Origin of the sequence: Phenylobacterium sp. (assembly GCF_030645195.1) — a bacterium.
GTDB lineage: Bacteria > Pseudomonadota > Alphaproteobacteria > Caulobacterales > Caulobacteraceae > Phenylobacterium.
Genome location: NZ_JAUSLW010000186.1, coordinates 19,996 through 45,631 on the forward strand (window position 1 = coordinate 19,996; position 25,636 = coordinate 45,631).

A 25,636-nucleotide genomic window follows, 5' to 3' on the forward strand; every position below is an offset into this window, starting at 1 on the left:
TAGGGCCATGCCGGCGCCGGCTGTGCGACGCCCCCGTCGCCGCCGGCGCAACCATCCCATCTACGCAACTCCCTCCTCGCCTCGGCGGGGAGGGCTCTTGCGGGGATCCTACTCGGCGGCGTTGGCCGCGCGGGTCTGCTCGGCCTCCTCGAAGGCCTCGATGCGGCGGGAGGTGGCCAGGGGCGATTTCGTGAAGCGCGCCAGCAGGTTGTAGAAGATCGGCACGACGAACAGGGTCAGCAGGGTCGTGAAGATGGCCCCGAAGAAGATCACCACCCCGATGGTCTTGCGGCTCTCGCCCCCGGCCCCGCCCCAGACGATCAGCGGGATGGCGCCGGCCGCCGCGGAGATCGAGGTCATGATGATCGGCCGCAGGCGAAGCGAGGCGCTCTCGATCACCGCCTCGCGGATCGACAGGCCGTCGTCCCGCAGCTGGTTGGCGAACTCCACGATGAGGATGCCGTTCTTGGCGGCGATCCCCACCAGGATGATCAGCCCGATCTGGCTGTAGGTGTTGATCGTCGAGCCCGAGATCAGCAGGCCGAACAGGCCCCCCAGCACGGCGACCGGCACGGTCAGCATGATCACCGCCGGGTGGATCCAGCTCTCGAACTGGGCGGCCAGCACCAGGAAGACCAGCAGCAGGGCCATGCCGAAGGCCAGGCCCACGGCGCCGCCCGCCTCGAGGTAGTCGCGGGCCGCGCCGCCCCACTTCACCGTGGTGCCGGGGTGCTTGGCGACCTCGGCCTGCAGGAAGGTCACCGCCTCGCCCACCGTGTAGCCGGGGTTGAGCTGGACGCTCAGGGTGATAGCCCGCAGGCGGTCGACACGGGACCGGTCGGGGGTGTCGCCGCGCACATGGGTGGTGACCACCGAGGACAGCGGAATGGTGGCCCCGGAATTGGTCCGCACATAGAGGCTGGCCAGGTCGCTCTCGTTCTGGCGGTTGGCGCGGTCGGTCTGCAGGATGACGTCGTATTCCTGGCCGTCGCGGATGTAGGTGGTGACCTTGCGCGAGCCGAACATGGTCTCAAGCGCTCGGCCCACGGACTGGGCCGAGACCCCGAGGCTGGCGGCCTTGTCGCGGTCCAGGTCCACCAGCAGGCGCGGCGAGGTGGGCTCATAGTCCAGGCGCGGCCGGGCCATGCCGGGATTGGCCTGGACGGCGGTCATCAGCGGCCGGATGGCGCGCTCGATCTCCGGATATTCGTTGCCCACCACGATGACGTCGACATTGCCGCCGCCGCCCCCTGGGCCGCCGCCACGCTGCAGGCTCGGCCGCACCGAGGCGATGGCGCGGATGGCGGTGATCTTGGCGAAGTCCTTGTTGAGCTGGGCGGCCAGGTCCTGGGAGCTGATCTTGTGCTTGGCGTCGTCCGGCAGGGACGCGTTGGCGTTGCCGGTGTTGAACTGGTTCTGGCCGAAGCGCGGGACGCCCAGGGTGTAGCGGGTGATGGTCCCGTCCTTCAGCAGGGCCTGGAGGCGGGCCTCCACCTGCTGGGCGGCCGGCAGGGTGTAGTCGTAGCCGGCGCCTTCGGGGCCCTGGAGGTTGATGTCCACGCGGCCGCGGTCCTCGTTGGGGACCAGCTCGCGCGGCAGGCTGTTGAAGAGGGCGAAGGCCAGGCCCGCCAGCACCAGCACCAGGGCCACGGCGGAGACGGAGGCCGCGCGGCGGCCCAGCAAGGCGTCGAGGGAGGCGTGGTAGGAGTTGCGCAGCTTGCCCATGCCGGAGTCGACATGGCGGGCGATGAAGCCCTCGCCCCTGGCCGGGCGCAGCAGCTTCGACGCCAGCATCGGCGAGAGGCTCAGGGCCAGCAGGGCCGAGAAGGCCACCGCCGCGGTGATGGCCACGGCCAGCTCGACGAACAGCTTGCCGATATAGCCCGGCAGGAACATCAGCGGTGCGAACACCGAGATCAGCACGATGGTGGTGGCCACCACGGCGAAGAACACCTGGCGGGCGCCGCGCTGGGCGGCAACCACCGGGGGTTCGCCCTCGTCCACGCGGCGCTGGATGTTCTCCACCACCACGATGGCGTCATCCACCACCAGGCCGATGGCCAGGACCAGGGCCAGCAGGGTCAGCAGGTTGATGGAGAAGCCCAGGGGGGCGAGCACGATGAAGGTCGAGAGGATACAGATCGGGGCCACCACCGAGGGGATGATGGCGGCGCGCCAGGTGCCCAGGAAGACGAAGTTCACCAGGGCCACCAGGGCCAGCGAGATCGCCATGGTGATCCAGACCTCCTGGATCGCGTGCTTGGTGAAGACGGTGAAGTCCACCGCGATCTCCAGCTTGGTGCCGGGCGGCAGGGACTTGTTGATCTCCGGCAGCTGGTCGGCGACCCCCTTGGAGATCTCCAGGTCGTTGGCCTGGCTCTGCCGGGTGATGGCGATGCCGACCATGTCGCGGCCATTGGAGCGGAAGGTGCGACGGCGCTCGTCGGCCCCCTCCTCGATGCGGGCGATGTCCCCCAGGCGGGTGACATAGGCGTTGGAGCCGGCGTCGCTGGCTGAGGCCACGCCAGAGGCGGCGGCGGAGGACCCCAAGGCCCCGCTCTCGCCCGCCACGCTGCCGGAGGCGGTCGCCGCGGTCCGCGAGGCGGTCACCGGCAGTTCGCGGAACTGCTCGGGGGTGGAATAGCCGCGGGCGACGCGGATGGTGAAGTCCTTGGCGGGGGCCTCCAGGGCGCCGGCCGGCAGCTCCAGGTTCTGGGCGTTCAGCGCGGTCTCGACGTCGTCGACGGTGATGCCGCGCGAGGCCATGGCCTGGGGGTCGAGCCAGATGCGCATGGAATAGAGCTGGCTGCCGCCGAGGTTCACCTGGGCGACGCCGGGAATGGTGGAGATCCGCTCCACCAGATAGCGGTTGGCGTAGTCCGACAGCTGCAGCCGGTTCAGCTTGGTGGAAGAGAACGCCAGGAACATGATCGGCGAGGCGTCGGCGTTGGCCTTGGCGATCTGCGGCGGGTCGGCCTGCTGCGGCAGCTGGGAGGTCACCCGGCTGACGGCGTCGCGCACGTCGTTGGCCGCGGTGTCGAGGTCGCGGTCCAGGGCGAAGGAGACGCTGATGCGCGAGGTGCCGTCCCGCGAGGAGGAATTGACCCGGTCGATGCCCTGGATGCCGGCCACCTGGCGCTCGATCACCTCGGTGATCCGCTCCTCCACCACCTCGGCCGAGGCGCCGCGATAGGTGGTGCTGACCGAGACCACCGGCGGGTCGACGCTGGGCAGCTCGCGGACCGACAGCGAAGTGAAGCAGGCCAGGCCCACCACGCACAGGATGATCGCCGCCACCGCGGCGAGCACCGGGCGGCGGACGGAAATGTCGGACAGCATCATGCCGCGGGCCGGGCGCCGCCCGCTCCCTGGCGCTGGCCGCCCTGGCCGGCCGGACGAACGGCCTGGTTGGGCTGCACCTTGTTGAGGCCGTCGCCGACGATGCGGTCGCCGGCGGCGACCCCGTCCTTCAGCTCGACGAAGCCGTCCTGGCGCACCCCGGTGACCACCGGCCGCTGCTCGGCCACGGTGCGGTCGCCCTGCGTGGCCAGCACGTAGACGAAGGCGTTGTCGCCCTGGACAGAGACCGCCGATTCCGGGGCCGACAGCCCGATGCGCGTGCCCTGGGCGATGGCCACCCGCATCATCATGCCGGGCTTTAGCCGGCGGTCGGGATTGGGGAATTCGGCCCTGGCGGTGAGCGCGCGGGTCTTCTCGTCGATGCGGGTGTCCAGCAGGGCGATACGGCCGCTGATATGTTCGCCGGGATAGGCGTCGACCGTGGCGGTGACCGCCTGGCCCTGGCGGACCGAGGCGATGTAGCGGTCGGGCACCTGGAAATCGACGCGGATCGCGCTGGTGTCGTCGAGGGTGACGATGGCCGCGCCGGGGTTGATCAGGGCGCCGGGGGCGATGTCGGACAGGCCGACGATCCCGGAGAACGGCGCGCGGATCAGGCGGTCGCCCTGGCGGGCCTGGGCGGCGGCGACATTGGCCTTGGCCGAGAGATAGTTGGCCTCGTACTGGTCGATCATGGCCTTGGAGGCGAAGCCCCGCTGGCCCAGCGCCTTGTAGCGGTCATAGGCGCGCTGGGCCTGGACCATGCTGGCCTGGGCCTGGGCCAGGCCGGCGTCCTGCTCGGTGGCCTTGAGCTCCACCAGCACCGCGCCCTTGCCCACCGACTGGCCGGGCGAGAAGCGCACCCGCTCCACCAGCTGGGTGGCCGCCGCGGTGAGGGTGACCGACTGGCGGCCCTTGGCCACACCGATCACGTCGAGGGTGTCGGTGAAGGGGCGGGCCTGGATGGTGACCACCGAGACCTCGGCCGGAGCGCCCATGCCGCCGGGACCCCGGGCGCCGCCCTGCCCGCCAGCCTGGCCGCCGCCGGGGCCTTGAGCCGTGGCCGCGGGAGGGCCGCCCGGGCCCGCCTTCTTGCCAAGGGTCAGCTTGTACGCGCCGACGATCAACATGAGGATCAGCACAAGGATCGCGCCGGCGAGGAAGAAATGGCGTCGTAGCAAGCGGGGGGACTCCGTCGCCTCGATAATGCGGGCGGCCAGGGGGTTCAATTATCGCGCGGTCTTATGGCCAGTACCTAGCGCCCGTCCAGTGACAGAACGATGGCTGTACGTGTCTGGCCGGAAATAGGACGCAGACGGACCGCCTATTCGCCGTAATTGGCGGGGGCGAGCCTTGTATTCAACCGGTTAGCGCCAAGAAAACGGGCGCCCCGCCGGGGCGCCCGCAGACTGGCGTTACGCCAAGATCGTCCGTGCGCGGTCAGGCGTCGTAGCCGGGAAGCTCGCGGTCGAGTCGACGCAGGGCGCCCGGCCAGGCCAGCTTGCCGCCGATGCCGCGCATGACCTGGCCCTTGACCTCGGTCTGGGCGGCCTCCGGCGCGATCAGCACGTTCTCGCGGCCCGCCGACAGCGCCTTGACCTGCATCTGACAGGCGCGCTCCAGGTAGTACATGCCCGTCCAGCAGTCGGCGGCGCTCTCGCCCACCGACAGGGTGCCGTGGTTGCGCAGCAGCATCAGGGTCTTTTCCCCGATATCGGCCACCAGGCGCTCGCGCTCGTCCAGGTTCAGGGCGATGCCCTCATAGGTGTGATAGGCCAGCCGCGGCAGGACGATGAGCGCGTGCTGCGACAGGGGCAGCAGGCCCTCCTTCTGGGCGGCGACCGCGACGCCGTCGTCGGAGTGCAGGTGCATCACGAACTTGGCGTCTTCCCGCGCGGCATGGATCGCCGAGTGGATGGTGAAGCCCGCCGGATTGATGAAGTACGGGGTCTCCTGAAGGATCTTGCCGTCCAGGTCGATCTTGACCAGGGAGGAGGCGGTCATCTCCTCGAAGTACATGCCGTAGGGATTGATCAGGAAGTGGTGCTCGGGCCCCGGGATGCGGGCCGAGATGTGGGTGTAGATCATGTCGTCCCACCCGTGCAGCGCCACCAGCCGGTAGAGGGCGGCGAGTTCGACGCGCGCTTCCCATTCCTCGGCGCTGACCTTGCCCTTCAGAGAATTCACGCCTGCAAGCGAACCATCGGCCATGGCGGCCTCCCTCGTCTGATCGTTGGTGATCGTTGGTTACAGGGTCGCGCCGCCGGGCCCCAGCGTCAAGCCGGGCTTGTGGCGGCGGCGGTCTGGGGCGAGGCTCTCCCGGGGGAGCGTGGCATGGCCGGACGAAAGCTGAGCGGGGTGATCTTCGACGCCGACGGGGTGCTGCAGCATGCGGGGCCCTTCGCCGCCGAGGACGGCGTCTGGCCGGCGGCGCAGGCCCGGGCCTTCGTCGCCGATCTCTATGGCAGGCGCCTGAGCGCCGGCGACCTGGCCGACGCCGAGGCCTTCACCGCCGCCTGCGCCCAGGCCCTGGAGGCCGCCGGGTGGCCGCAAGGACCCGCCGCCTTCCTCGACGACTGGAGGGCCCGCGCCATCGCCCCGGACCGCGCCATGCTGGAGGACGTCCGCCGGCTGCGGGCGGCCGGGATCGCCTGCTATGTCGGCTCCAACCAGGACGCCTTCTGGGCCGCCCATCTGGAGGAGGGTCTTGGTTACGGCGCCCGGTTCGACGGCCTCTACCTCTCCTGCCGCCTGGGCGCCGCCAAGCCGCAGGCCGCCTTCTTCGAGGCCATGCTGGCCGACATCCCCTTGCCCCGCGAGGAGCTGGTCTTTTTCGACGACAAGGCCGCCAATGTGGAGGCCGCCCAGGCCTGCGGCCTCACCGCCCGGGTGTTCACCGACCGGTCGGGCTACCTTCGGGACCTGGAAGCGCTATATGGCCCGCAGCCCGGCTCGAATTGACGCCGGCAGGGTCGCCGCCCCCGTGACGCCGTTCAACCTGCCGAGCGCCGGCTCGCGCCGTGCTGCTCCCAATATTTTCGGAAGAAGCTGCGCGGATCGCCAACCGATTGTGTGGGATGGCCGAAGACGAGGGTGTTGCGCTCGGCCAGGTCGTAGGGCGCCCAGGCGGGCGTTCGGGGATTGTCCGGCCTCCCGGTCGCCGCCAGCGAAACCCAGGCCGACGAAATCTCGTCGGCCAGCCGCAGGTTGTCAGCCGTCGGCCCGGCCAGGGGGAAGCGGATGTCGTGCATGGAATAGGCGACATCAATGCCATGCACGGCACCATATCGGCCGCCGAAGGCCGGGCTTGGGCCGGCCCACAGATAGGCCCAGGTCGGAGCGCCGCCGGCGGCGACGCGCCGCTCCAGCATGCTGGTCGCCCCCAGCCGGAACGACGTATCCGAATTGATCCGGGCGTTGACGATAAAGGCCGTGGCTTGCGGGTCCTCATCTCGATAGGCGGACAGCAGCATGCCAGCCTCGGCGCCCACGCGACGCTCCAGCTTCTGCCGGACCTCATCCCAGCCCATGTCGAAGTTGGTTTCGCGATAGGTCCGCTCATCCAGGGCGGTCGAGACGACGAGGGGGATGTCCGCGGATTCATCCGGCGCGCCAGGGGCGAACGGATGGTGCGGGATCGCCTGGCCAAGGACGGGCGCGAAGGAGCGCGGGGCCTCTCCCCGCGACCGATCCTCCGCCTCCACCTCGGCCTGGGCGGCCAGCAAGGTGGAGAAAGGCACGGCCTGAAGCGCCTTGATCTGGTCGGTGCGCAGACCAAGAACGCGCAGCAGCTGGTCGGCGGCCTGGGCCGCCTGATCCCGGGTCATGGCGGTGAGGCGCGATCCGCTCATCACGCCCGCGCTGGAGAACAGCCCCTTGGCCACAGGCATGCCCAGGAGATGACTGACCTTCGCCCCGCCCCCCGACTGGCCGACGATCAGGACGCGGGCCGGATCGCCTCCGAACACCTCGATGTTTCGCGCCACCCACTTCAGTGACGCCACCAGGTCCTGCATGCCCGCGGCCCCGGAGTCCGCGAAAGGCCCCTCCTCCCCCAGGTAGAGATAGCCCAACGCGCTCAGGCGGTGGTTCACGGTCACCACCACGCAATCTCCGAAACGCGCCAGCATCTCGCCATCGCCGCCGGGGCTGTTGCTGGAGCCGCCATAGAAGCCGCCGCCATGGAAGCGGACGATCACCGGCCGCTTCGCCGCGGGATTGGGATCGGGCGTCCAGAGGTTCAGCACCAGGCAGTCCTCGCCCATGCCGCCGGGCTGCACGTCGTTGAGGATCAGATCGGCATAGGCGTGCCGCCGGTCCCCCGGGATCTGCGGGGCGATATTGCCGTAGTCGAGGGCGTCGCGGACGCCGGCCCAGGGCTCCACGGGCTGGGGCGGCGCGAACCGGTTCGCGCCGGAGGTGTCGGCGCCGTAGCGCAGACCCTTGAAGACCGCGATGCGCCCGGACCTCAGGCCGCGCACCCTTCCTTCCGCGGTTTCGACGATGGGAAAGAGTTTGGCTTCGCCGACAGCGAGCGGCGCGGGCTTGAGGTCAGTGGTCATGGTCGTCTCCGGAATTCAGGAAGCGCAGGGATCAGGCCGCCGGCTGCCGGTGCAGCGTCCCCTTGAGCTGCTGGGTCGGGTAGCATTCCATCGCCAGCCGCTCTTCGCGATGCGGATCGCTGGCGCTGGTCGAGGCCGTGTCGAACAGCATTACCGTACGCTGCTCAAGGTCGTAGGGCCGCCACGCCGGGATCGCCGAGGTGTTGGGATCGCCGGTGCGAGCGAAGGCGAGCCAGGCCTGGCTCATCTGGCGCGCCATGGCGGCCGTCTCCTCGCTGGCCTCGCCCACCATGTGGCGGGCCTTGGAGACGTTGTCGAACATGAAGGGCAGGTCCAGGGAATGGGGCGTGATGCGCCGCCCGCCCTCCACGGGGGTTCGCCACATCAGCCGGTAGGACCACACGGCGGCGCCGCCCTGGGCCGCCTTGCGCTCGGTCTGCAGGACGCTGTCGCGCCAGTAGCCCCGCGCGGTGGTGATCTTGAAGAACAGTTCGGAGGGCGAGGCCTCGGGGCTTTCGCGGCGGAAGATTTCCACGATCTCGGACACGTCTTCGGCGGGCAGATAGCCCTTCAGCCGCTCCGCGAGGCTCGCTTCGTCCAGGCTGAAGGTGGTCTCGTCCGCGCTGCCCACCTGGTTGGACAGCTCGGTCCGGCATGTGCCGATCATCATCGGGATCTCGGCCGATATGGCCGGCGCCGCCGGGTCCCACGGGTGGGCGTCGAAGACCACGTCGTCGAGGGTGGGGGAGAAGCGCGAGGGATGTTCGCGCAACAGGGCCCGGTTGGCCTTCACCAGGTCAACGAAGGGCATATCCTGCAGTTTGCGCGCGTCGGCCCGGCTGAGGCCGAGGTGAGCCAGCAGACGGTCCAGTTGTTCGTTGGCCCGGTCGCGCGGGGTAAGCCGCAGGTGCGAGCCGCTCTGGACGATACCCCGGTGGAACAGGCCCTGGGCGCCCTTGGCGGCCATGGAGATGCTGACCTTCCGGCCGCCGCCGGACTGGCCGTAGATGGTGACATTGCCGGGATCGCCGCCGAAACGCGCGATGTTGTCCCGCACCCACTGAAGGCCCGCGACGATGTCGAGATACCCGGCGTTGGCGGAGCCGGCGAAGTCGTCGCCCAGGGCGTCCTGCAGCATCAGGTGCCCGAAGACGTTCATCCGGTGGTTCAGGCTGACGCAGACCACATCGCCTTTTGAGGCCAGGTTGCCCCCGTCATAGAGGATGGACGAGCCCGAGCCGGCCTCGAAGCCGCCGCCGTGCAGCCAGACCATGACCGGCCGGCGCGCCTCGTCCGCCCCTGGGGTCCAGACGTTCAGGACCAGGCAGTTCTCCCCCATCTCCGGCTTGTTGCCGGGATAGCCGCCGTCGGACAGCGTGCTGCGGGTCTGCGGCGCAGTCTGGCCATAGAGGACCGCCTCGCGCACCCCGGACCACGGCGCCGCCGGTTGCGGCGGGCGGAAGCGGTTCGCGCCGCCGGTCGGCGCGCCGTAGGGAATGCCGCGGAAGATCGAGACACGGCGGAACAGTTCGCCGCGAACCTTGCCCTGGGCGGTCTCCACCACGGCGCTGGTCCGCACGCTTTCGCCCGGGTTCACCGCCACATCGCTTGCCATGAGCCGCTCCGAATTGCCTTCGTTCCACCTAGCGGAACGCCGTTCCATTGACACGATGGTCGGCTCCAGGGCAGATCATGTCAACCAAGGGGAGAGAGCCGATGACGGCGGAGCCGGTCTCGATAGCGGAAGGCGTGGTGCCCCGCACCTTCGCGGTGCTCGAGGTTCTGGCGCAGTCGTCGGAGCCCATGAGGCTGTCGGCCGTCGCGTTGCGGCTGGGCCTCCAGAAGAGCACCGCCCACCGGATCCTGGCCGCGCTGATCGGCCTAGGCTTCGCGCAGCAGAGTCCGGAGACTGGCTGCTATTCCGCGACCCTGAAGCTCTGGGAACTGGGCGCCAATGTCATCACCGAGCACCCGATCAAACGGGCGGCGTCGGGGTTCCTGCAGGAGCTGCAGCGGGCCACCGGCGAGACCGTCAGCCTGGTGATCCGCGCCGACGACGATGTCCTCTATCTCGACAAGATGATCTCGCCGCGACCGATCCGCTTCACCACCCGCATCGGCAGCCGAGTCCCTGCCCCGCTGACGGCCGGCGGCAAGGCGATCCTGGCCCATGCCAGCGACGCCTCCGCCGTGCTTGAGCGAACCGCCGTGGCCCTGGGCGACAGGCGACGGCTTGATGTCGCGGCCCTGACGGCGGAACTGGAACAGGTTCGGGAGCGCGGCTACGCCATGGCCGGCTACCAGCCGGGAGTCGTCGGCTTCGCCGCGCCGATCATGACCCGAGGCCCGGAGGCGGCCGCGGCGATCTCGGTCTCGGCCCCCGCCGAGCGGGTGGACGAGGCGGGCCGCCGGGAGATCATCGAGCACCTGCTCTCCACCTGCGCCAGCATGGCCGAACGGGTGGGACGGCTTTGACCGCAGCGCTGGACGAGGCGGCGCCGGTCGGGCCGGCGCTCTGCGCCTACATCGCCCGCAGCCAGACCACGGCGATTCCGAAGAGTTTCCTGAGCCTGGGCCGGCTGCACATCCTGGACACCCTGGCCTCCATCGTCGCCTGCCGCGACCTGGCGCCCGCGCGGCTGGCCCGGGACTTCGCCATCGCCCAGTCCGGCGACGCCTGGCAGAACGCGGCCACGATCCTGGGCACGAGCGCGACGGCCTCCCTCAGCGACGCGGCCTTCGCCAGCGCCATGGCCGCCCACGGCGCCGAGATCAACGACTTCATCCCCTCGGCCTTCGTGCAACCGGGTCCCGCGGTGGTCAGCGTCGCCCTGGCCCTGGCCGAGCAGCGCGGTCTGTCTGGCCAGGCGGTGCTGCGCGCCGTGATCACAGGCTACGAACTGGCCGGCCGGATGCCCAAGGCCCTGGGGATCGGCAACCTGCGCCGCGCGGGGATCGCCAATCACGGGATTGGGCCGGTGTTCGGCGCGGGCGCCGCGGCGGCGTCGATCCTGGGACTGGCGGAGGACCGCATCCCCGATGCCCTCGCCTATTGCGTGCAGCAGGCGGGCGGATCCTGGCAGTGGCTGCTGGACGTCGAGCACGTGGAGAAGTCCTTCGTCTTCGCCGGCATGGGCGCGCGCGCCGGCCTGAACGCGGCCCTGATGGCCGAGGCGGGCTTCACCGGCGTCCGTGACAGCCTGGACCATCCCGAGGGTTGGATGCGCTCGGCGATCTTCACCGGCGGCGACGCCGACCGGGCCGGGCTGATCGAGGGGCTGGGGGAGCGGACCGAGCTCATTCACACCGCCTACAAGCGCTATCCCGTCGGCGGGCCCACCCAGCCGGCCGTGAAGGGATTGCTGGATCTGCTGCCCGATCTCGACGCCAAGGCCGTGGACGGCGTGCGCATCGAGATGCCGGGACGGTGGCAAGCCTTCCGGGACGCCGCCATGCCGGCCCTCAACCTGCGCTATCTGACGGCCATCATGCTCATCGACCGCCGGCTCGACTTCGTCTCGGCCCAGTCCCTGGAGCGGATGAGCGGCGACGCCGCCGTCCACGCCCTCATGGCCAAGGTCGATGTGGTTCACGACCCCGCCCAGGAGACTCCGCCCGGACAGCCACGCACCGAGTCCGCCCGTGTCATCGTCCGGCTGAAGGACGGCGCGATCCGTGAGGTCTACGTCCCTCACGTCACCGGCTTCCCGTCGCACCCGATGGACCCCGGCGAGGTGGAGGCCAAGGCGCTGGAGCTGATGACGCCGCGCCTCGGCGCCGAGCGGGCGCAGGCAGTGGTCTCCGCCGTGGCCGACATCGAGACCCTGCCTCAGGCCGTCGTGCTGGCCCAACTGATCGCAACCTGACGGCCGCGAAGGCCGCCACCGCTCCAAGGGGAGAGACCATGGAATTCATTGGCGAGAAGACCGAGGACGGCGTCACCCGGCGCGAATTCCGGCTGACTGTCGACGGCGACGCCGTGCCGGGCGTCATCTGGACACCGCAGGGCGCCAAGGGGCCCCGGCCGTTGATCCTCATGGGACACGGGGGATCGCAGCACAAGAAGGTGGCCAACCTGACGGCGGCGGCCATCGGCCATGCCCAGAAGCTGGGCTACGCCACCGTCGCCATCGACGCGCCGGGCCACGGGGACCGGATCACCCGGGAGCAGGCGGAGAAGGCGCGGGCGGCGGCGGCCGAGACCGGTCGGGCGGCGCAGAAGGGCGAGCGTCCCGCCGCGCAACCGAGACCTTCGCGGGACGCCGCCGTGGCGGTGAAGCACGTGGCCGAGTGGAAGGCCACACTGGACGCCGTCCAGGGGCTGGATGAGATCGGCGCGGGCCAGCCGGTGGGCTATTGGGGCGTGTCCATGGGGACCCGTTTCGGCGTGCCCTTCGTGGCCGAGGAGCCGCGGATCACCTGCGCCACCTTCGGCCTGTTTGGGGCCTTCCCGGGGCTCGAGGACCACAAGGCCGCCGCCGAGCGTATCCGCATCCCGCTGATGTTCGTGTTCCAGTGGGAGGACGAACTGATGACCCGCGAGCAGGGCCTGGCCCTGTTCAACGCCTTCGGCTCACCCGAGAAGACCATGCACATCAATCCGGGCCGCCACGTCGAGATTCCGGCGCACGAGCGCGAGGCCTGGCTGGCCTTCTGGAAGCGCCACCTGGAGCGGCCCTAGCCCTCGGTCCGCACCCTCGCCACGGCGTCGAGCCAGCGGGCGTAGGCGGCCTCGCGGCCATGGCCGTCCAGCTTGGGATCGTGGCGCTCGGTGGCCGGGCGCGAGGCCGCGGCCTCCTCCACCGTGGCGTAGACCCCGGCGCCCAGCCCCGCGAACAGAGCCGCGCCGAGCGCAGTGGTCTCCTGGTAGGTGGCTCGGCCGACGGGCACGCCGGTGAGGTCGGCCAGGCGCTGGCTGAACCAGGAGGAGCGCGACATGCCGCCGTCGATGCGGATCTCCACCGCCTCGCCGAAGGCGCTGGGCGCGTCGGCGCGCATGGCCTCAACCAGGTCTCGGGTCTGCAGGGCGCAGGCGTCGAAGGCGGCCTGGGAGATCTCCGCCAGGGTGGTGTCGCGGGTCAGGCCGAACAGCGCGCCGCGCGCCTCCGCGTCCCACCAAGGGGCGCCCAGGCCGGTGAAGGCCGGGACCATGACCACCCCGTGGTCCTCCTTGGCGCCCTGGGCCAGGGCCTCGATGGCCGCGCCGCCGCCGGGGACGTTCAGCCCCTCATTGATCCATTGCAGGGCGGCGCCGGCGATGAAGATCGAGCCCTCCAGGGCATAGGTCGTCCGCCCGTTGATGCGCGCGGCCACGGTGGTCAGCAGCTTGGCCCGCGACAGGGGCGCGGTCTCGCCGGTGTTCAGAAGCATGAAGCAGCCCGTGCCGTAGGTGGCCTTCATCTCGCCCGGCGCGATGCAGCCCTGGCCCATGAGGGCGGCCTGCTGGTCGCCGGCCACGCCGCGGATCGGGATGGCGCGGCCCAGCAGGGCGGCGTCGATCTCCCCATAGTCGGCGGCGCAGTCCAGAACCTGGGGCAGCAGGGCGGCCGGCACGTCGAGCAGGGCCAGCATCTCGTCAGACCAGCGCTGGCGCTTGATGTCGAACAGCAGGGTGCGCGAGGCGTTGGTGGCGTCGGTGGCGTGGACCTTGCCCCCGGTCAGCTTCCAGATCACCCAGGAATCCATGGTGCCCACCAGCAGTTCGCCGGCCTGGGCCCTGTGGCGCGCACCGGGAATGTCCCCCAGCAGCCAGGCGATCTTGGTGCCTGAGAAATAGGGGTCCAGCAGCAGGCCGGTGATCTCGGTGACCCGGGGCTCGTGACCGGCGTGGCGCAGGCGTTCGCAGGTGGCCGCCGTGCGGCGGTCCTGCCAGACGATGGCCCGGTGGATCGGCTCGCCGGTGGCCTTGTCCCAGATCACCACCGTCTCGCGCTGGTTGGTGACACCGATGGCGGTGACGTCGGCGATCGGCCGGCCGGACTTGGCGATCGCCTCGGCCATCACCGCGACGCTGGTGGCGAAGATCTCGTTCGCGTCGTGCTCCACCCAGCCGTCGGCGGGATAGAACTGCTCCAGGGGACGGCCGGCCTCGGCCAGGGCGCGGCCCTGGGCGTCGAACAGGATGGCTCGGGTGGACGTGGTCCCCTGGTCCAGGGCCAGGATCAAAGGTTCGGCCATCTCGCCCCCCAAACTCGTTCAAGCTGCACAATGCGCCGCAGGCGTGTTCAGCGGGTTGTAACCATGTTTTCATACCGTCCTGAGCAGAATCGTCGCGAACGATTCCGGCAAGGAAACGAGTTTGAGCGTAGCCGCCAAGACCGAGGAGATTCTAGGTCTCGCCAGGAGCCGCGCGGTTCACGACCGCGAGCGCCTGCTGCTGGCCATCGTCGACCTGTGCGACGCCGGCGAGGGCGCCGAGGCGGTGATGAGCTCCGCGCCCGTCCAGGCCCTGCTCTCCTCCATCTTCATGATCCTGGTGGTGGAGGCCGAGCGGGACATCCGCCGCCGTCTGGCCGAGAAGCTGGCCACCGCCGCCTGGGCGCCCGCCGCCCTGATCAATGTGCTGGCCCTGGACGACATCGAGATCGCCCGGCCGATCATCGCCGCCAGCCCGGTGCTGCGGGACCAGGACCTCGTGCGCCTGCTGGTGGAGGCCACCATCGAGCACCAGATCGAGGTGGCCCGCCGCCCCCATCTCGGCCTGCCGGTGGTGATCGCCATCCTCCAGCAGAACGAGCCGGCGGTGCTCACCGCGCTCGCCGGCAACATCAGCGCCGAGGTCGGCGAGGGCGAGATCGCCACCCTGGTCCAGGCCTCGCGGCGCATCGCCTCCCTGCGTTCGCCCCTGACCAAGCACCCGGCCCTCACCGACGACCTGGCCCGCGAATTGTACCTCTGGGTCGGCCAGGCCCTGCGCCAGGCCCTGGTCGCCCGCTTCCGGCTGGATCCCGAGGCCATGGACGCGGCCCTGGCCGAGTCGGTGCGCGAGGCCCACGGCGGCCTGGCCTCGGACCACGAACGCTACGAGGTCACCGAGCGCGAGGGCGAACGCGAGGAGATGGAACAGCGCCTGCTGGCCAAGCTCGACATCGCCGGCCAGTTGCGCCCCGGCTACCTGCTGCGGGCCCTGCGCGAGCAGAAGCTGTCCCTGTTCATCGGCGGCCTGGCGGCCCTGGGCCGCTTCGATCCCGGCCATGTGCGGCGCTCGGTGAATTCCGACCGACCCGAGTTGCTGGCCCTGGCCTGCGCCGCCGTCGGCATCGACCGCAGCGTCTTCCCCACCATCCTGGCCCTGGTCCGTGAGCTGAACGGCGGACGCCCCGGCGGCGGCCAGGAGGGTGAGCGCCGGGCCTCAGGCGCCTTTGGCCCCTTCGCGCCGGACATCGCCAACGCCGCCTTCCGCCAGGCCGCCGGCAGGGTTTGACAAGACCGCCGTTTCTCGCGCACCTCGGGCCATGTTCAAGGCCCAGCCCTTCGTGTCCCGCCTCGCCTTCCTGGCCAGCGACCGCCCGGAAGCCCGGGAGGCGCGCGCCGCCCTGATCGCCCGGTATGGCGACGCCCCGATGGACGAGGCTCAGGTGATCGTGGCCCTGGGCGGCGACGGCTTCATGCTGGAGACCCTGCACGACCAGATCGGGACCCCGAAGCCGATCTACGGCATGAACCGCGGCTCCGTCGGCTTCCTGATGAACGAGTACAGCGAGGACGCCCTGCTGGAGCGGATCAACATGGCCGAGCGGGCCGTGATCCATCCTCTGCGGATGATCGCCATCGACGCCCAGCGGAACGAGCACAGGGCGCTGGCCATCAACGAGGTCTCCCTGCTGCGCCAGACGCGGCAGACCGCCAAGCTGCGAATCTCCATCGACGGCAAGGTGCGGCTGACCGAACTGTCCTGCGACGGCGCCCTGGTGGCGACCCCCGCCGGCTCGACGGCCTACAACCTCTCCGCTCACGGACCCATCATCCCCCTGGACGCCAAGGTGCTGGCCCTCACCCCCATCAGCGCGTTCCGGCCGCGGCGGTGGCGGGGCGCCCTGCTGGCCCACACCGCCAAGGTGAGTTTCGAGATCCTGGAGGCCGACAAGCGGCCGGTCAGCGCCGTGGCCGACAACTTCGAGGTCCGCGACGTGCTGGAGGTGCATATCGCCGAGGCCCGTGACATCAGCATGCACATGCTGTTCGACGCCGGACGGAGTCTCGAGGAACGCGTGCTCGCCGAGCAGTTTTCCGTTTGATCTCCGGAGGTTCCCGCCTCATTCGTTGTTAACGCCTCCGATCTAGGCTTTCATCGACTAAGTGCAGGAGCCGAGTCGTGAGCCAAGAGAATTCCGGTCAGGTGATCCAGGTCCCCAACACCCTTCGCCTGAAGGTGGGCGGCCGGTTCGGAGCGATCGATCCCAGCGCCATCGCCAAGGCGGAAGCCGCCCTTAAGAGCCTCTCGGGCAACTTCTCCCAATGGCTGAACGACGAAGTGACCAAGCTCGAAGCCGCCCGACAGAGGATCAAGTCCGAGGGCATGACGCCTGAGACCATGGAAGGCCTCTATCTGCGCGCCCACGACCTCAAGGGCCTGGGAACCACCTATGAGTTTCCGCTGATCACCCGCATCGGCGCCTCGCTCTGCCGTCTGATCGACGACAAGGACAAGCGCATGCAGGCGCCCATGGCCCTGATCGACGCCCATATCGACGCCATCAAGGCCGCCGTCCGCGACGAGATCAAGACCGACGAGCATCCCGTCGGCAAGGCCCTGATCCAGGCCCTGGAGGCCCGCGTCACCGAGACCGGGCTGTAAGGATCGATTGCTCCCCTCCGGGGGAGCAGTCAGCCCGCCGGGCTGACTGAGGGGGTTTGGGCGGCCCAGCCGTAACTCCCTCCACCGCCTTCGGCGGTCCCACTCCCCCGACGGAGGCGGAATTCACATCACATTGGCCAGCGGCTCGGCGACGATCCCGTAGCCGGCGTCGACCGGCAGGGTCAGGACGCGGCCCTCGGGGCGATCCTCGATCTTCGGCAGGACGGTGACCAGGGTGCGGCCCTGGGCGCGGGCCACGCAGTCGGCGGCGCTGTTGGCCTCGGCCAGAAGTTGCACGTTCATCCGGGTGGGGAAGATCACCTTGCGCTCGCCGGCCTGGGCCAGGCGCAGCACCTCGCCCGGCTCGATCCATTCGGCGTCCACAGTCTCGCGTCCGTCGCAGGCGGCCAGCTGGTCGGCCGGCGCCAGCGCCGCATAGAACCAGGTGTCGAACCGCTTGGGCGTCAGCGGCGGGGTGATCCAGCGGGCGAAGATGGTCAGGGCATGCAGGTCGAGCTTGGCGTCCAGGTCCTTCACGACGTCCAGGAAGGCCAGTTCGCCGCGATCCACGGCCTGGCGCACGTCCATCGGCGCGATCTGGTCGCCCATCGACGAACCGTCGGTGTGGGAGGCCAACAGGATTCCGGCCTCCTCGAAGACCTCGCGGATGGCGGCGATGCGCAGGCCGCGCTGCTCGGCGTCGAAGTCGACATGGCCCAGGGTGTGGTCGGCCCAGGCCGGGTCATGGTCGCCGGCGTGGGACTTTCCGCCGGGAAACACCAGGGCGCCGGAGGCGAAGTCGATCTGGTGGTGGCGCTTGACCATCAGCACCTCGAAGGAGGGGGCGTCGCGCAGGAGCAGGATGGTGGCGGCGGGCTTGATGTCCGCGTCGGGGGCGATATCGGTCATGCCGCCAGCTTGGAAGCCCGCGGCCTCCCGCGCAAGCACCAGCTTCAGGCGGTCTCGGACAGGCGCACGGTCTTGCGGGCCTCCTGGGAGATGCGGTCCATCTTCTCCAGCAGGTATTCGACGTCCTCGCGGGCGGCGTTGGCGGGCTGGGTGAGGAACCGCTGCAGCATGCGTTCCTGGAACCGCTCGCGGTCCTTGGCGCCGCCGTCGAACTCCATGGAATGGAAGGTGTCCACCCCGGCGCGGAAGGCCGGGAACAGGCGCGCAGGCAGGCCCGCCCGCTCATAGATGGCGCGCAGGCCGAGCGGCCCGGCGTCGTGGATCATCAGCCAGGTGCGGTGGTGGGGCACGCTGGCCAGCTCGGCCAGGCTCCACTCGAAGAAGGTCATGTGGCCATGGGCCAGGGAGCGCAGCAGCAGGGAGGCGCTGAGCCGCTCGTGCTTGTGCAGGTGGGTGACGAAACTCTTCACGTCCGGAGCGCGGCCGGCCTGGTCCACCAGGTCGATGGTGGCCCGCTCCCTGGTCCCCATGGCGATCTCGAGGGCGACCTCGGCCGACAGGGCGTGGTGGTTCAGCAGGTGGTCGCGGACCTCCTCGCTCACCAGGTCGATCAGCTTCTCGGTGACGGCCAGGGGCAGGACGTTGCGATAGGCCACCGCGGCCAGCACCCGCTCGGACTTCTCGAAGCGCTCGATGACCTTGGCCAGGGCCCGGTCGGCGAAGTCGGCGTTGTCGTTGGCGCAGGCGGCCTCCACGGCGCGCTCCACGCCGTACTCGACGAGGGCGTTGGTGACGGTCTGGGAGACGCGGGGGCGTTTTGCGATGACGACTTGGCGCACGGGGCCGCCGAGGCGGACGATCTCCGCCAGGTCCTCGTCGGTGAAGACCGGCGAGGACGACAGCATCGGCAGCGAGATGCTCTCGACGTCCTTGGCCAGCTTCAGGGCCACGTCGCGCGGCACGACGGTGGAGTTCTTCAGGGTGACGGCCAGCGCCCGGCGCACCAGCTCGGCGGCGTCGGCGGCCATGACCCGCAGAATCTCCTGGGCCTGGGCGCGCTCCTCCCCGGTCAGTTCATAGCGGTCGATGTTCCGGCACAGCTTGTGGGCCGCCACGGCGCGCTCGTCCGGGGTCGCGCCCTTGACCAGGGTGCGAATGTCGTCGTCCGTCAGCGCCGCCCGCGTGGTCGCCATGTCTGCACCTGTCCCCGATCCGGAATCACCGGAGTCCCTCACAATCATAATGGCTGGTTAGGCTTAATGATCGGTTGCCTCGCAGGCTCCGTCGGAACCTGTGGATTAACGGTGTCGGGTAACCTCCCGCCAACCCTGCCGCACTACCTTACGTGGCGACTTCTCCCCCGAGGCGCCCCATGGCCACGACCACAGACGATCGGACGGCCGAACCCACGAGGGGCGGACAATCGGTGAGCCAGCAGGCTTTGGAGGCGCAAACCGCCCTCCTGCCCTATGCGCTCGCGGTCTTCGCCGTCAGCCTGCCGGCCTATGTCTGGGCCGGAAGCCACGCGGTCAACGCCGTCTGGATGACCGGCACCTTCGCCATCTTCGCCGCCGCCTGGGGCGCGTTCTACGGCGTGGTTAACTGGTTGAAGGACCCGCAGGCCGCCGCCAACACCGCGATGCGCGGCCGAATCCAGATCCTGGCGGCCCTGATTTGGGCCCTGGCCGTGGCGCAGATCGCCGCCTTCTCCGACGGCGCGGGCCCGGCGCGGGAACCCCTGCTGATGACGGCGCTGGCCGCTTCGGTGGTGATCATCTTCTTCGCCTCCCCCTGGCTGCCCAGCCTGCTGATCGTGGGACCGGCCGCCGCCGCCGGGCCGCTGATCGCCCTGTTCTCGCGACCGCAGGACCGCGACCTGGCCAGCAACGCCTGGGGCGCCGTGGCCCTGGCCATGGCCCTGGCCCTGATCCTCAACCGCATCCTGCGCCGCCAGTTCGCGCTGGCCGCCGAGCGCGAGATGCTGATCGCCGACCGGGCCGGCAAGGTCGAGGAGGCGCGGCGCCTGGCCCAGTCCAAATCCGACCTGGTGGCCACCTTGAGCCACGAGATCCGCAACGGCCTGACCGGCGTGGCCCACGTCCTGGCCGCCGCCGCCGGCCGCAACGGCCGCGGGGCGCCCTCTCGCGAGCAACTCACCGCCGCCCTCGACGCCGCCAACGACCTGATCTCGGTGCTCAACACCACCCTGGATTCCGAGACCGCCGAGGCCGGCCGCCTGTCGGTGGACGCCCGGCCCTTCGACGTCGTGGCCCTGCTGCGCGACCTGGTGCTGCTCAACCGTCCCAACGCCTCGGCCAAGGGGCTTGAGCTGTCCCTGCACATCGCCCCGGAGCTGGCCGAGGGATCGGCCGGCGCGGCCCTGGCCGACGCCCACCGCGCCCGCCAGATCATCGCCAACCTGATCGGCAACGCCGTGAAGTTCTCCGTCCGCGGCCGGGTCGAGGCCCGGGTCGAGCTGACCGCCGCCGGACGGCTGGCCGTCGAGATCGCCGACACCGGCCCGGGTCTGGCGGCCGACGAACTGGAGCTCGCCTTCGAACCCTTCCACCGCATCGAGCGCACCAGCGCCGGCACCTCGGGCGCGGGCCTGGGCCTGTCGCTCGCCCGCCAGCTGGCCCGGCTGATGGGCGGCGACCTCACGGCCCACAGCGCCGTGGGCGTGGGCAGCTGCTTCCGCCTGGAACTGCCCTATGACCCCGAAGCCTCCGCCGAGCGGGTGATCGAGACCACCGAGGTCGCCCTGCCCGACCCCGCCGAGCGCCGCACCCTGAAGGTGCTGATCGCCGAGGACGACGCGCTGAACGCCGCCATGCTGCGCGCGGTGATCGAACAGCTGGGCCACCAGGTGGTCCACGCCGTCGACGGCCGCCGCGCCTTCGACCTGGCCAAGATCTGCGACTTCGACCTGCTGATGATCGACGGCCGCATGCCCGGCATGGACGGCCCGGCCACCATCGCGGCCGTGCGCGGCCTCGGGGACTCCAAGTCCGGCGTACCCATCGTGGCGGTGATCGGCGGCGACGCCGACGAGGCCAAGGAATGTGTCGACGCCGGCGCCGACGCGGTGCTGCGCAAGCCGGTCAGCGTGGCCGCCGTGGCCCGCGCCGTGGCCGACGCCATCGCCGTCACCCGCCGGGACGGTTCGCAGGCGCGCCTCACCGCTTGAGGGGCGGCCCGCCCTCCCCCACTATGATCCCCAACCAACAAGGTGGGGAACGCGCGTGCTGCTCAAGGGTCTGAAGGTCGTCGAATTCGCCTCCTACATCGCCGCGCCCGGCGCGGCAGGCATCCTGGCCGACTGGGGCGCCGAGGTGATCAAGGTGGAGCGGCCGCAGGGCGACCCGATGCGCCACGTCTTCGCCGACGCCAAGAGCGAGCTGACCGGCAATCCCACCTTCGGCATGGACAACCGCGGCAAGCGCGCCGTGGTCCTGGACATCGCCAAGCCAGAGGGGCGCGACGCGCTGGCCCGCCTGGCGGCCGAGGCCGACGTCTTCCTGACCAATGTGCGGCCGGCCTCCCTGAAGAAGTACAGGCTGGATGAGCAGACCCTGCGCGCGGCCAATCCCCGGCTGATCTACGCCGTGGTCACCGGCTATGGCCTGGAGGGGCCCGACGCCCATCTGCCCGGCTTCGACGTCACCGCCTTCTGGTCGCGGGCCGGGGTGGCGCGCATGCACGCGCCCAAAGGCTCCGACCCCTTCATCCTGCGCACCGGGGTGGGTGACCATACCACCTCGCTGGCCACCACCTCGGCGATCCTGGCGGCGCTTTATGAGCGCGAGAAGACCGGCGAGGGCCGGCTGGTGGCCACCTCGCTGCTGGCCACCGGAACCTATGTGGTGGGCTCGGACCTGGCGGTGCAGCTGGTGTTCGGCAAGCTGGCCTCCAACCGTCCGCGCACCGACCCCTTCGATCCCCTGGCCAACTTCTACAAGAGCCGCGACGAGCACTGGTTCGTGCTGAACCCGCGCGGCGGCGGCTCCGACTGGCCGGCCCTGGCCAAGGCCTGCGGGCGGCCCGAGCTGCTGGAGGACGAACGCTTCATGGGCGGCAAGGCGCGCAAGGCCAACAACCGCGACCTGGTGGCCGAGTTCGAGGCCGCCTTCGGCGCCTTCGACTTCACCGAGATCGCGCGACGCCTGGACGAGGCCGACCTGGTCTGGGCGCCTGTCCAGACCCCGGCGCAGGTCGCCGCCGATCCGCAGGTGGAAGCCGCCGGGGCCCTGATCGCGGTGGAGGACGGCCACGGCGGAACCTACCGCTCGCCAAACTCTCCGGCCCAGTTCCCCGGCGTGCCCGCGACCCAGCGTCCGGCGGCGCCGGGCCTCGGCGAACACACCCGCGTGGTGCTGGGGGAGATCGGCTATTCCGACGCCGAGATCGACGCGATGATGGCGAGCGGGGCTGCGGGGTAGCGCCCGTTCCCGTTACGCCTGGAGGTCAAGGTCGCTAACCGGCCCGTTGCGGTCATCGAGGAAAGTCGCAACAGTAAGCGCACCAAGGATATGAGGGGCAGTCGTGAAGGTAGCTTTGGCGTACGGAAAATACGCCCTGACGATTGCGCTGTGGGCTGGTTACGTCGTCTTTGCCTTCAGCATGAATGAGAAACTCAAGCTGCATGTGTCCGGCTTTGAGCGGTTCGCGTTGGTTTCCCTGTCGATCGTCGGCGCTTCTTCTCTCATTTTGAACGCGGCGAAATACCTATCTCTCAAGCTGTTCAAGTAACGTCCGCACTCCACCCGCCTGCGACCTTCCGAGAGTCCGCTGATTGACGAGGCTAGCTGAGCCCCAGTTAGCCATAAGGGTCGAGGGCCGGGCGTCAGCTCTAGCTCTTGCCGTCGCGGGCGTCCGACAGCACCCGCAGCATCTCGCTGGAGAAGATCGAGCCGGTCAGGCGCGAGCTGGAGCCGTCGCGGTCGGGGCTCTGGGAACCGCGCAGGATCAGGTCCACCAGGGCGTCCTGTTCCTTCAACCGCTCGGTGCGCCGGGCCGAGGCATATTGCAGGAAGCCGTCATCGGCCGGCGCGGCGGGCGCCTCGACGCCCTTCCCCATGCCGCCGGTGCGGGTGAGGTTGGCATAGACCTCGGCCACGGTCGCCGCGCGGCCGTCGCGATAGAAGATCGAGCGGTTGGCCTGGGCGGCGTCGGGGAACAGGCTGGCGGCCGAGGCGCCGGGGCGGCTGTTGGCGGCCTCGATCAGCCGGGCCGACCCCTGGGGGCCCAGGAAGTGCGCGGCGTAGAGCTCGCCCGCCGTCGGCGTGCGGCCCGTGCGGCCCTTGAGATAGGAGGCGTGGTCCGACGCCAGTTCCCCGGCCATCAGGGAGGCGGCGTGGGGATCAAGCCGCAGGTCCATCACCGCCTTGCGCGCCTCGGCCCCATTCACGCCGTAGCGGCCGTCGGCGCCCTTGGTGATCAGGTCGGCGTAGCGGGCGTAGCCGTACTTCGAGCCGTGCTGCTTGAGGGTGGAGAGCCAGGTCTGCTCGACGAACTGGAACAGCCCCGCCGCCGAGGACGACGCGGCCTTGGCCTTGGGATTGTACCCGCTCTCGCGATTGGCGGTCTTCATCAGGAAGGTGAAGTCGACCCCCGTCGCGTTGGACGCGCGTTGGATGGCGGCTTCGACCGCGCCCCTGAGACCCTGGATCGCCATGGTCCCTGGTGTGACGCGTCATGGTTAACGCCGCGCTAACCATGCTGCGGCGCAGGCGCGCAGTCAGGCCACGGCGGCATGGGCCGGGCCGCCGCCGGCGCCTCTGTTCAGACAGTCCGCGAGGATGGCCAGCAGACGGGAGAGCTCGATGGGCTTGGCGATGAAGTCGTCCATGCCGGCGGCGAAATAGGCGTCGGTCTCGTGGGACAGCACGCTGGCGGTGACCGCGATGATCGGGGTGCGGGCCCGGTCAAGCGCCTGTTCCCGGGCGCGAATCCGCTGGGTGGCCTCCAGACCGTCCATGCCCGGCATGTGGATGTCCATGAGGATCGCCGACCAGGCGCCGGTCTCCCAGGCCTCGATGGCCGAAGAGCCGCTATCGACGGCGACGATCTCGATGCCGACCTGCTCCAGCAGGGTGCGGATCACCAGGCGGTTGGTGGGGTTGTCGTCGGCCACCAGCACCCGCAGGGCGGCGTCGAACTGCGGATCGGCCTCCTCCGGCGCCAGGGCCGAGGGGGCCTCGGTCCTGGGAAGCGGGACGGTGAAGCTGAAGCAGGAGCCCTCCCCCGGCCTGCTGGTGAAGTCGATCTCCCCGCCCATCAGGGCCAGGATGTCGCGGCAGATGGCCAGGCCCAGGCCCGTGCCGCCGAAGCGCCGCGTCGTGGAGGCGTCTGCCTGGACGAATTTCTCGAACAGCCGCGGCGCGCGGTCGGCGGCGATGCCCAGGCCGGTGTCGGTGACACTGACCTTGAGCACGTCCCCCTCGGCGTCGATGCGGGCCGTGACCGAGCCCGCCTCGGTGAATTTGAGCGCGTTGGCCAGCAGGTTGGAGATCACCTGACGCAGGCGAACCTCGTCGCCATATCGCCAGCCCTGCGCCGGCGGCGTCACCTCCAGGTGGAAGGCCAGGCCCCGGTCGCCGGCCAGGCCGCCATAGAGGGCGCCCAGGTCCTCGGCGAACCGCGCCAGATCGAAGGCGGAGGGCGAGAGCTCCAGGCGGCCGGCCTCGATCTTGGACACGTCGAGGACGTCGTTGATGATTCCCAGCAGGGCGCGGCCGGAGTCCTGGATGATGGACAGTCGCGCACGCTGCGACTTGGACAGGGGATCGCCGGCCATGGCCTGGGCCATGCCCAACACCCCATTCAGGGGCGTGCGCAGCTCGTGGCTCACGGTGGCCAGGAACTCGGTCTTGCTGCGGCTGGCGCCCTCGGCCACCAGGACCAGATGCTGGGCCTGGATGCGCAGGGTCTCGTTGGTGGCCAGCTCCTGCTCGATCTGCCGGTTCAGGGCCTCGGCCGCCAGCCTGGCGCGCACCTCCCGGAACACCACGCCGCGGGTCATGGTCGACAGGCCGATGGCGCCGAAACAGCCTGCCAGGCCGACGAAGGCGTACTGCGCCGCCGCGCCGGGGCCGATCTCGCCGGCGAACACCACCAGGGCGACGAGGGCGGCGGCGACGCAAGGGTAGAGCACGCGGCGGCTGGGGCCGACAGTGGCGAAGCCCAGGGCCATGATCACGAAATAGACCAGCTTGGGCGGCTCGAAATGCAGGGCGAGATAGGCCACCACATTGGCGATGATCAGCAGGTTGGCGCCCAGGGTCAGCCCTTCCAGGCTGAGATAGCTCACATCCTGACGGCTGCACCAAGCATAGCCCGCCAGGCAGAAAGCCGACGCCCCCGCCGCGAGCCCCACCAGGGTGACCAAGGCCGAGCCCGTCTCGTAGAACGGGTGGCTGATGGAGATGATCAAATAATAGACACTGGCCGCAAGTAGATATCCCCGAACCACCGGGCGATATACTGACGCAAGCTCCGAGGCCGGCAACGTCAGGCGGCTATTGAGTAGCATTGTCCGATCGAATCCCAGCCGTGACCCACATCTATGGGCGACGCGAGATTTAATTCAAGTTAATGGGCGATATACTCAAGATGGTGTGTCTCGAATACTTGCGACACTATGTCGCGCGCCGAGCCGTTCCGCGCCACAACCTCACCTCCCGCCGGACACGGTTTAGCTTCCCCAAGGTCAAGTCTCCGCCACGATCGGCGCGCGACCCTGGGGCCGGTGACAAGAACAACAAGGGAGGTCGCCATGGTCGTCCAACACCCATTGCTCGCCGGACACCCGCGGGATCCGCACGCCAAGCCCCACCTCTCGCGGGCCATGACGGCGGCCATCGGGGTCTCCATCGCCGCCCATCTGGGGCTGGCGGCCTACCTGGCGGTCCAGCGGTTCCAGGCCCCGCCGGAGCCGGCGGTCGTCGCCCCCGATCCGGGCTTCAAGGTGGAGATCTACACCCCGCCCGCCAAGCCGGTCGTCGAGACCAAGCCCGAGATCAATCTGCAC

20 protein-coding genes and 1 pseudogene are annotated in these 25,636 nt (G+C 69.9%); 11 read left to right on the top strand and 10 right to left on the bottom strand.

The genetic code is table 11. The features are described from left to right. Positions 1 to 108: 108 nt before the first annotated feature. The 3 genes from Q7T09_RS15695 to Q7T09_RS15705 all read right to left on the bottom strand — a co-directional run bounded on the left by Q7T09_RS15695 (position 109) and on the right by Q7T09_RS15705 (position 5,550). The gene (locus Q7T09_RS15695) at positions 109 to 3,339 is read right to left on the bottom strand and encodes an efflux RND transporter permease subunit (protein ID WP_304700962.1); all 3,231 of its coding nucleotides are present in this window, start codon (positions 3,337 to 3,339) and stop codon (positions 109 to 111) included. Further along, the gene (locus Q7T09_RS15700) at positions 3,339 to 4,520 is read right to left on the bottom strand and encodes an efflux RND transporter periplasmic adaptor subunit (RefSeq protein WP_304700932.1); all 1,182 of its coding nucleotides are present in this window, start codon (positions 4,518 to 4,520) and stop codon (positions 3,339 to 3,341) included. Before Q7T09_RS15700 ends, Q7T09_RS15695 begins: the two co-directional genes overlap by 1 nt. Before the next feature lie 259 nt (positions 4,521 to 4,779). Continuing rightward, a complete protein-coding gene (locus tag Q7T09_RS15705; protein ID WP_304700934.1) occupies positions 4,780 to 5,550 on the bottom strand; it encodes a class II aldolase/adducin family protein in 771 nt (256 codons plus the stop codon). Between the two features lie 123 nt (positions 5,551 to 5,673). Here Q7T09_RS15705 and Q7T09_RS15710 point away from each other — a divergent pair, with 123 nt between their 5' ends. Beyond that, complete coding sequence (locus Q7T09_RS15710) at positions 5,674 to 6,300, top strand: HAD-IA family hydrolase (protein WP_304700935.1); 627 nt, start codon at positions 5,674 to 5,676, stop codon at positions 6,298 to 6,300. Between the two features lie 32 nt (positions 6,301 to 6,332). Here the strand turns inward: Q7T09_RS15710 and Q7T09_RS15715 are convergent, their stop codons facing one another. Further along, positions 6,333 to 7,901: a carboxylesterase/lipase family protein gene (locus tag Q7T09_RS15715; protein ID WP_304700936.1), complete on the bottom strand. Its 1,569-nt coding sequence runs from the start codon at positions 7,899 to 7,901 to the stop codon at positions 6,333 to 6,335. 31 nt (positions 7,902 to 7,932) lie between these two features. Further along, positions 7,933 to 9,516, bottom strand: coding sequence for a carboxylesterase/lipase family protein (locus Q7T09_RS15720; RefSeq protein ID WP_304700938.1), 1,584 nt, complete (start codon positions 9,514 to 9,516; stop codon positions 7,933 to 7,935). A 101-nt stretch (positions 9,517 to 9,617) separates the two neighbouring features. Here Q7T09_RS15720 and Q7T09_RS15725 point away from each other — a divergent pair, with 101 nt between their 5' ends. From Q7T09_RS15725 to Q7T09_RS15735, 3 genes are read left to right on the top strand one after another with little or no spacing between them, the layout of a single operon-like run. Beyond that, positions 9,618 to 10,376, top strand: a complete 759-nt coding sequence (locus tag Q7T09_RS15725) for an IclR family transcriptional regulator (RefSeq protein ID WP_304700940.1) — start codon at positions 9,618 to 9,620, stop codon at positions 10,374 to 10,376. After that, complete coding sequence (locus Q7T09_RS15730; protein WP_304700942.1) at positions 10,373 to 11,767, top strand: MmgE/PrpD family protein; 1,395 nt, start codon at positions 10,373 to 10,375, stop codon at positions 11,765 to 11,767. The genes Q7T09_RS15725 and Q7T09_RS15730 overlap by 4 nt, the downstream gene beginning before the upstream one ends. 38 nt (positions 11,768 to 11,805) lie before the next feature. Further along, positions 11,806 to 12,582 (top strand): dienelactone hydrolase family protein, encoded by a 777-nt coding sequence (locus tag Q7T09_RS15735; protein ID WP_304700944.1) that lies wholly within the window; start codon positions 11,806 to 11,808, stop codon positions 12,580 to 12,582. Here Q7T09_RS15735 and glpK read toward each other — a convergent pair. Further along, positions 12,579 to 14,078, bottom strand: a complete 1,500-nt coding sequence (gene glpK, locus Q7T09_RS15740) for a glycerol kinase GlpK (protein WP_304700945.1) — start codon at positions 14,076 to 14,078, stop codon at positions 12,579 to 12,581. The genes Q7T09_RS15735 and glpK overlap by 4 nt on opposite strands. Positions 14,079 to 14,199: 121 nt before the next feature. On the opposite strand from glpK, the gene Q7T09_RS15745 reads away from it, so the two are divergent. From Q7T09_RS15745 to Q7T09_RS15755, 3 genes are all read left to right on the top strand, one after another. Further along, entirely contained in the window at positions 14,200 to 15,324 is a 1,125-nt protein-coding gene (locus Q7T09_RS15745) for a DUF2336 domain-containing protein (protein ID WP_304700947.1), read from the top strand. A gap of 31 nt (positions 15,325 to 15,355) precedes the next feature. Beyond that, positions 15,356 to 16,138: an NAD kinase gene (locus tag Q7T09_RS15750; RefSeq protein ID WP_304700949.1), complete on the top strand. Its 783-nt coding sequence runs from the start codon at positions 15,356 to 15,358 to the stop codon at positions 16,136 to 16,138. A 77-nt stretch (positions 16,139 to 16,215) separates the two neighbouring features. Further along, complete coding sequence (locus Q7T09_RS15755; RefSeq protein ID WP_304700950.1) at positions 16,216 to 16,698, top strand: Hpt domain-containing protein; 483 nt, start codon at positions 16,216 to 16,218, stop codon at positions 16,696 to 16,698. A gap of 123 nt (positions 16,699 to 16,821) precedes the next feature. Here the strand turns inward: Q7T09_RS15755 and Q7T09_RS15760 are convergent, their stop codons facing one another. Together Q7T09_RS15760 and Q7T09_RS15765 are read right to left on the bottom strand one after the other, a co-directional pair. Continuing rightward, entirely contained in the window at positions 16,822 to 17,607 is a 786-nt protein-coding gene (locus Q7T09_RS15760) for an NUDIX domain-containing protein (RefSeq protein WP_304700951.1), read from the bottom strand. A gap of 44 nt (positions 17,608 to 17,651) precedes the next feature. After that, on the bottom strand, positions 17,652 to 18,800 hold the full coding sequence (locus tag Q7T09_RS15765; protein WP_304700952.1) for a DUF2336 domain-containing protein: 1,149 nt from the start codon (positions 18,798 to 18,800) through the stop codon (positions 17,652 to 17,654). A 179-nt stretch (positions 18,801 to 18,979) separates the two neighbouring features. Between Q7T09_RS15765 and Q7T09_RS15770 the strand changes: the two genes are divergently transcribed. From Q7T09_RS15770 to Q7T09_RS15780, 3 genes are all read left to right on the top strand, one after another. Further along, the gene (locus Q7T09_RS15770; protein WP_304700954.1) at positions 18,980 to 20,794 is read left to right on the top strand and encodes an ATP-binding protein; all 1,815 of its coding nucleotides are present in this window, start codon (positions 18,980 to 18,982) and stop codon (positions 20,792 to 20,794) included. Positions 20,795 to 20,849: 55 nt separating this feature from the next. Continuing rightward, positions 20,850 to 22,046 (top strand): CaiB/BaiF CoA-transferase family protein, encoded by a 1,197-nt coding sequence (locus Q7T09_RS15775; RefSeq protein ID WP_304700956.1) that lies wholly within the window; start codon positions 20,850 to 20,852, stop codon positions 22,044 to 22,046. Positions 22,047 to 22,149: 103 nt separating this feature from the next. After that, on the top strand, positions 22,150 to 22,356 hold the full coding sequence (locus Q7T09_RS15780; protein WP_304700957.1) for a hypothetical protein: 207 nt from the start codon (positions 22,150 to 22,152) through the stop codon (positions 22,354 to 22,356). 100 nt (positions 22,357 to 22,456) lie between these two features. On the opposite strand, the gene Q7T09_RS15785 is transcribed toward Q7T09_RS15780, so the two are convergent. Both Q7T09_RS15785 and Q7T09_RS15790 read right to left on the bottom strand, forming a co-directional pair. Then, positions 22,457 to 23,281: a transglycosylase SLT domain-containing protein gene (locus Q7T09_RS15785; RefSeq protein ID WP_304700958.1), complete on the bottom strand. Its 825-nt coding sequence runs from the start codon at positions 23,279 to 23,281 to the stop codon at positions 22,457 to 22,459. A gap of 63 nt (positions 23,282 to 23,344) precedes the next feature. Further along, a complete protein-coding gene (locus tag Q7T09_RS15790) occupies positions 23,345 to 25,039 on the bottom strand; it encodes an ATP-binding protein (RefSeq protein ID WP_304700959.1) in 1,695 nt (564 codons plus the stop codon). A 342-nt stretch (positions 25,040 to 25,381) separates the two neighbouring features. On the opposite strand from Q7T09_RS15790, the pseudogene Q7T09_RS15795 reads away from it, so the two are divergent. After that, positions 25,382 to 25,636, top strand: a pseudogene (locus tag Q7T09_RS15795) (hypothetical protein); the annotation flags it as partial.

Coding starts and splice junctions, on each gene's coding strand:
- Q7T09_RS15735 (WP_304700944.1), top strand. CDS start 11,806: ATGGAATTCATTGGCGAGAAGACCGAGGACGGCGTCACCCGGCGCGAA.
- Q7T09_RS15715 (WP_304700936.1), bottom strand. CDS start 7,901: ATGACCACTGACCTCAAGCCCGCGCCGCTCGCTGTCGGCGAAGCCAAA.
- Q7T09_RS15750 (WP_304700949.1), top strand. CDS start 15,356: ATGTTCAAGGCCCAGCCCTTCGTGTCCCGCCTCGCCTTCCTGGCCAGC.
- Q7T09_RS15785 (WP_304700958.1), bottom strand. CDS start 23,281: ATGGCGATCCAGGGTCTCAGGGGCGCGGTCGAAGCCGCCATCCAACGC.
- Q7T09_RS15705 (WP_304700934.1), bottom strand. CDS start 5,550: ATGGCCGATGGTTCGCTTGCAGGCGTGAATTCTCTGAAGGGCAAGGTC.
- Q7T09_RS15720 (WP_304700938.1), bottom strand. CDS start 9,516: ATGGCAAGCGATGTGGCGGTGAACCCGGGCGAAAGCGTGCGGACCAGC.
- glpK (WP_304700945.1), bottom strand. CDS start 14,078: ATGGCCGAACCTTTGATCCTGGCCCTGGACCAGGGGACCACGTCCACC.
- Q7T09_RS15765 (WP_304700952.1), bottom strand. CDS start 18,800: ATGGCGACCACGCGGGCGGCGCTGACGGACGACGACATTCGCACCCTG.
- Q7T09_RS15695 (WP_304700962.1), bottom strand. CDS start 3,339: ATGCTGTCCGACATTTCCGTCCGCCGCCCGGTGCTCGCCGCGGTGGCG.
- Q7T09_RS15760 (WP_304700951.1), bottom strand. CDS start 17,607: ATGACCGATATCGCCCCCGACGCGGACATCAAGCCCGCCGCCACCATC.
- Q7T09_RS15710 (WP_304700935.1), top strand. CDS start 5,674: ATGGCCGGACGAAAGCTGAGCGGGGTGATCTTCGACGCCGACGGGGTG.
- Q7T09_RS15770 (WP_304700954.1), top strand. CDS start 18,980: ATGGCCACGACCACAGACGATCGGACGGCCGAACCCACGAGGGGCGGA.
- Q7T09_RS15725 (WP_304700940.1), top strand. CDS start 9,618: ATGACGGCGGAGCCGGTCTCGATAGCGGAAGGCGTGGTGCCCCGCACC.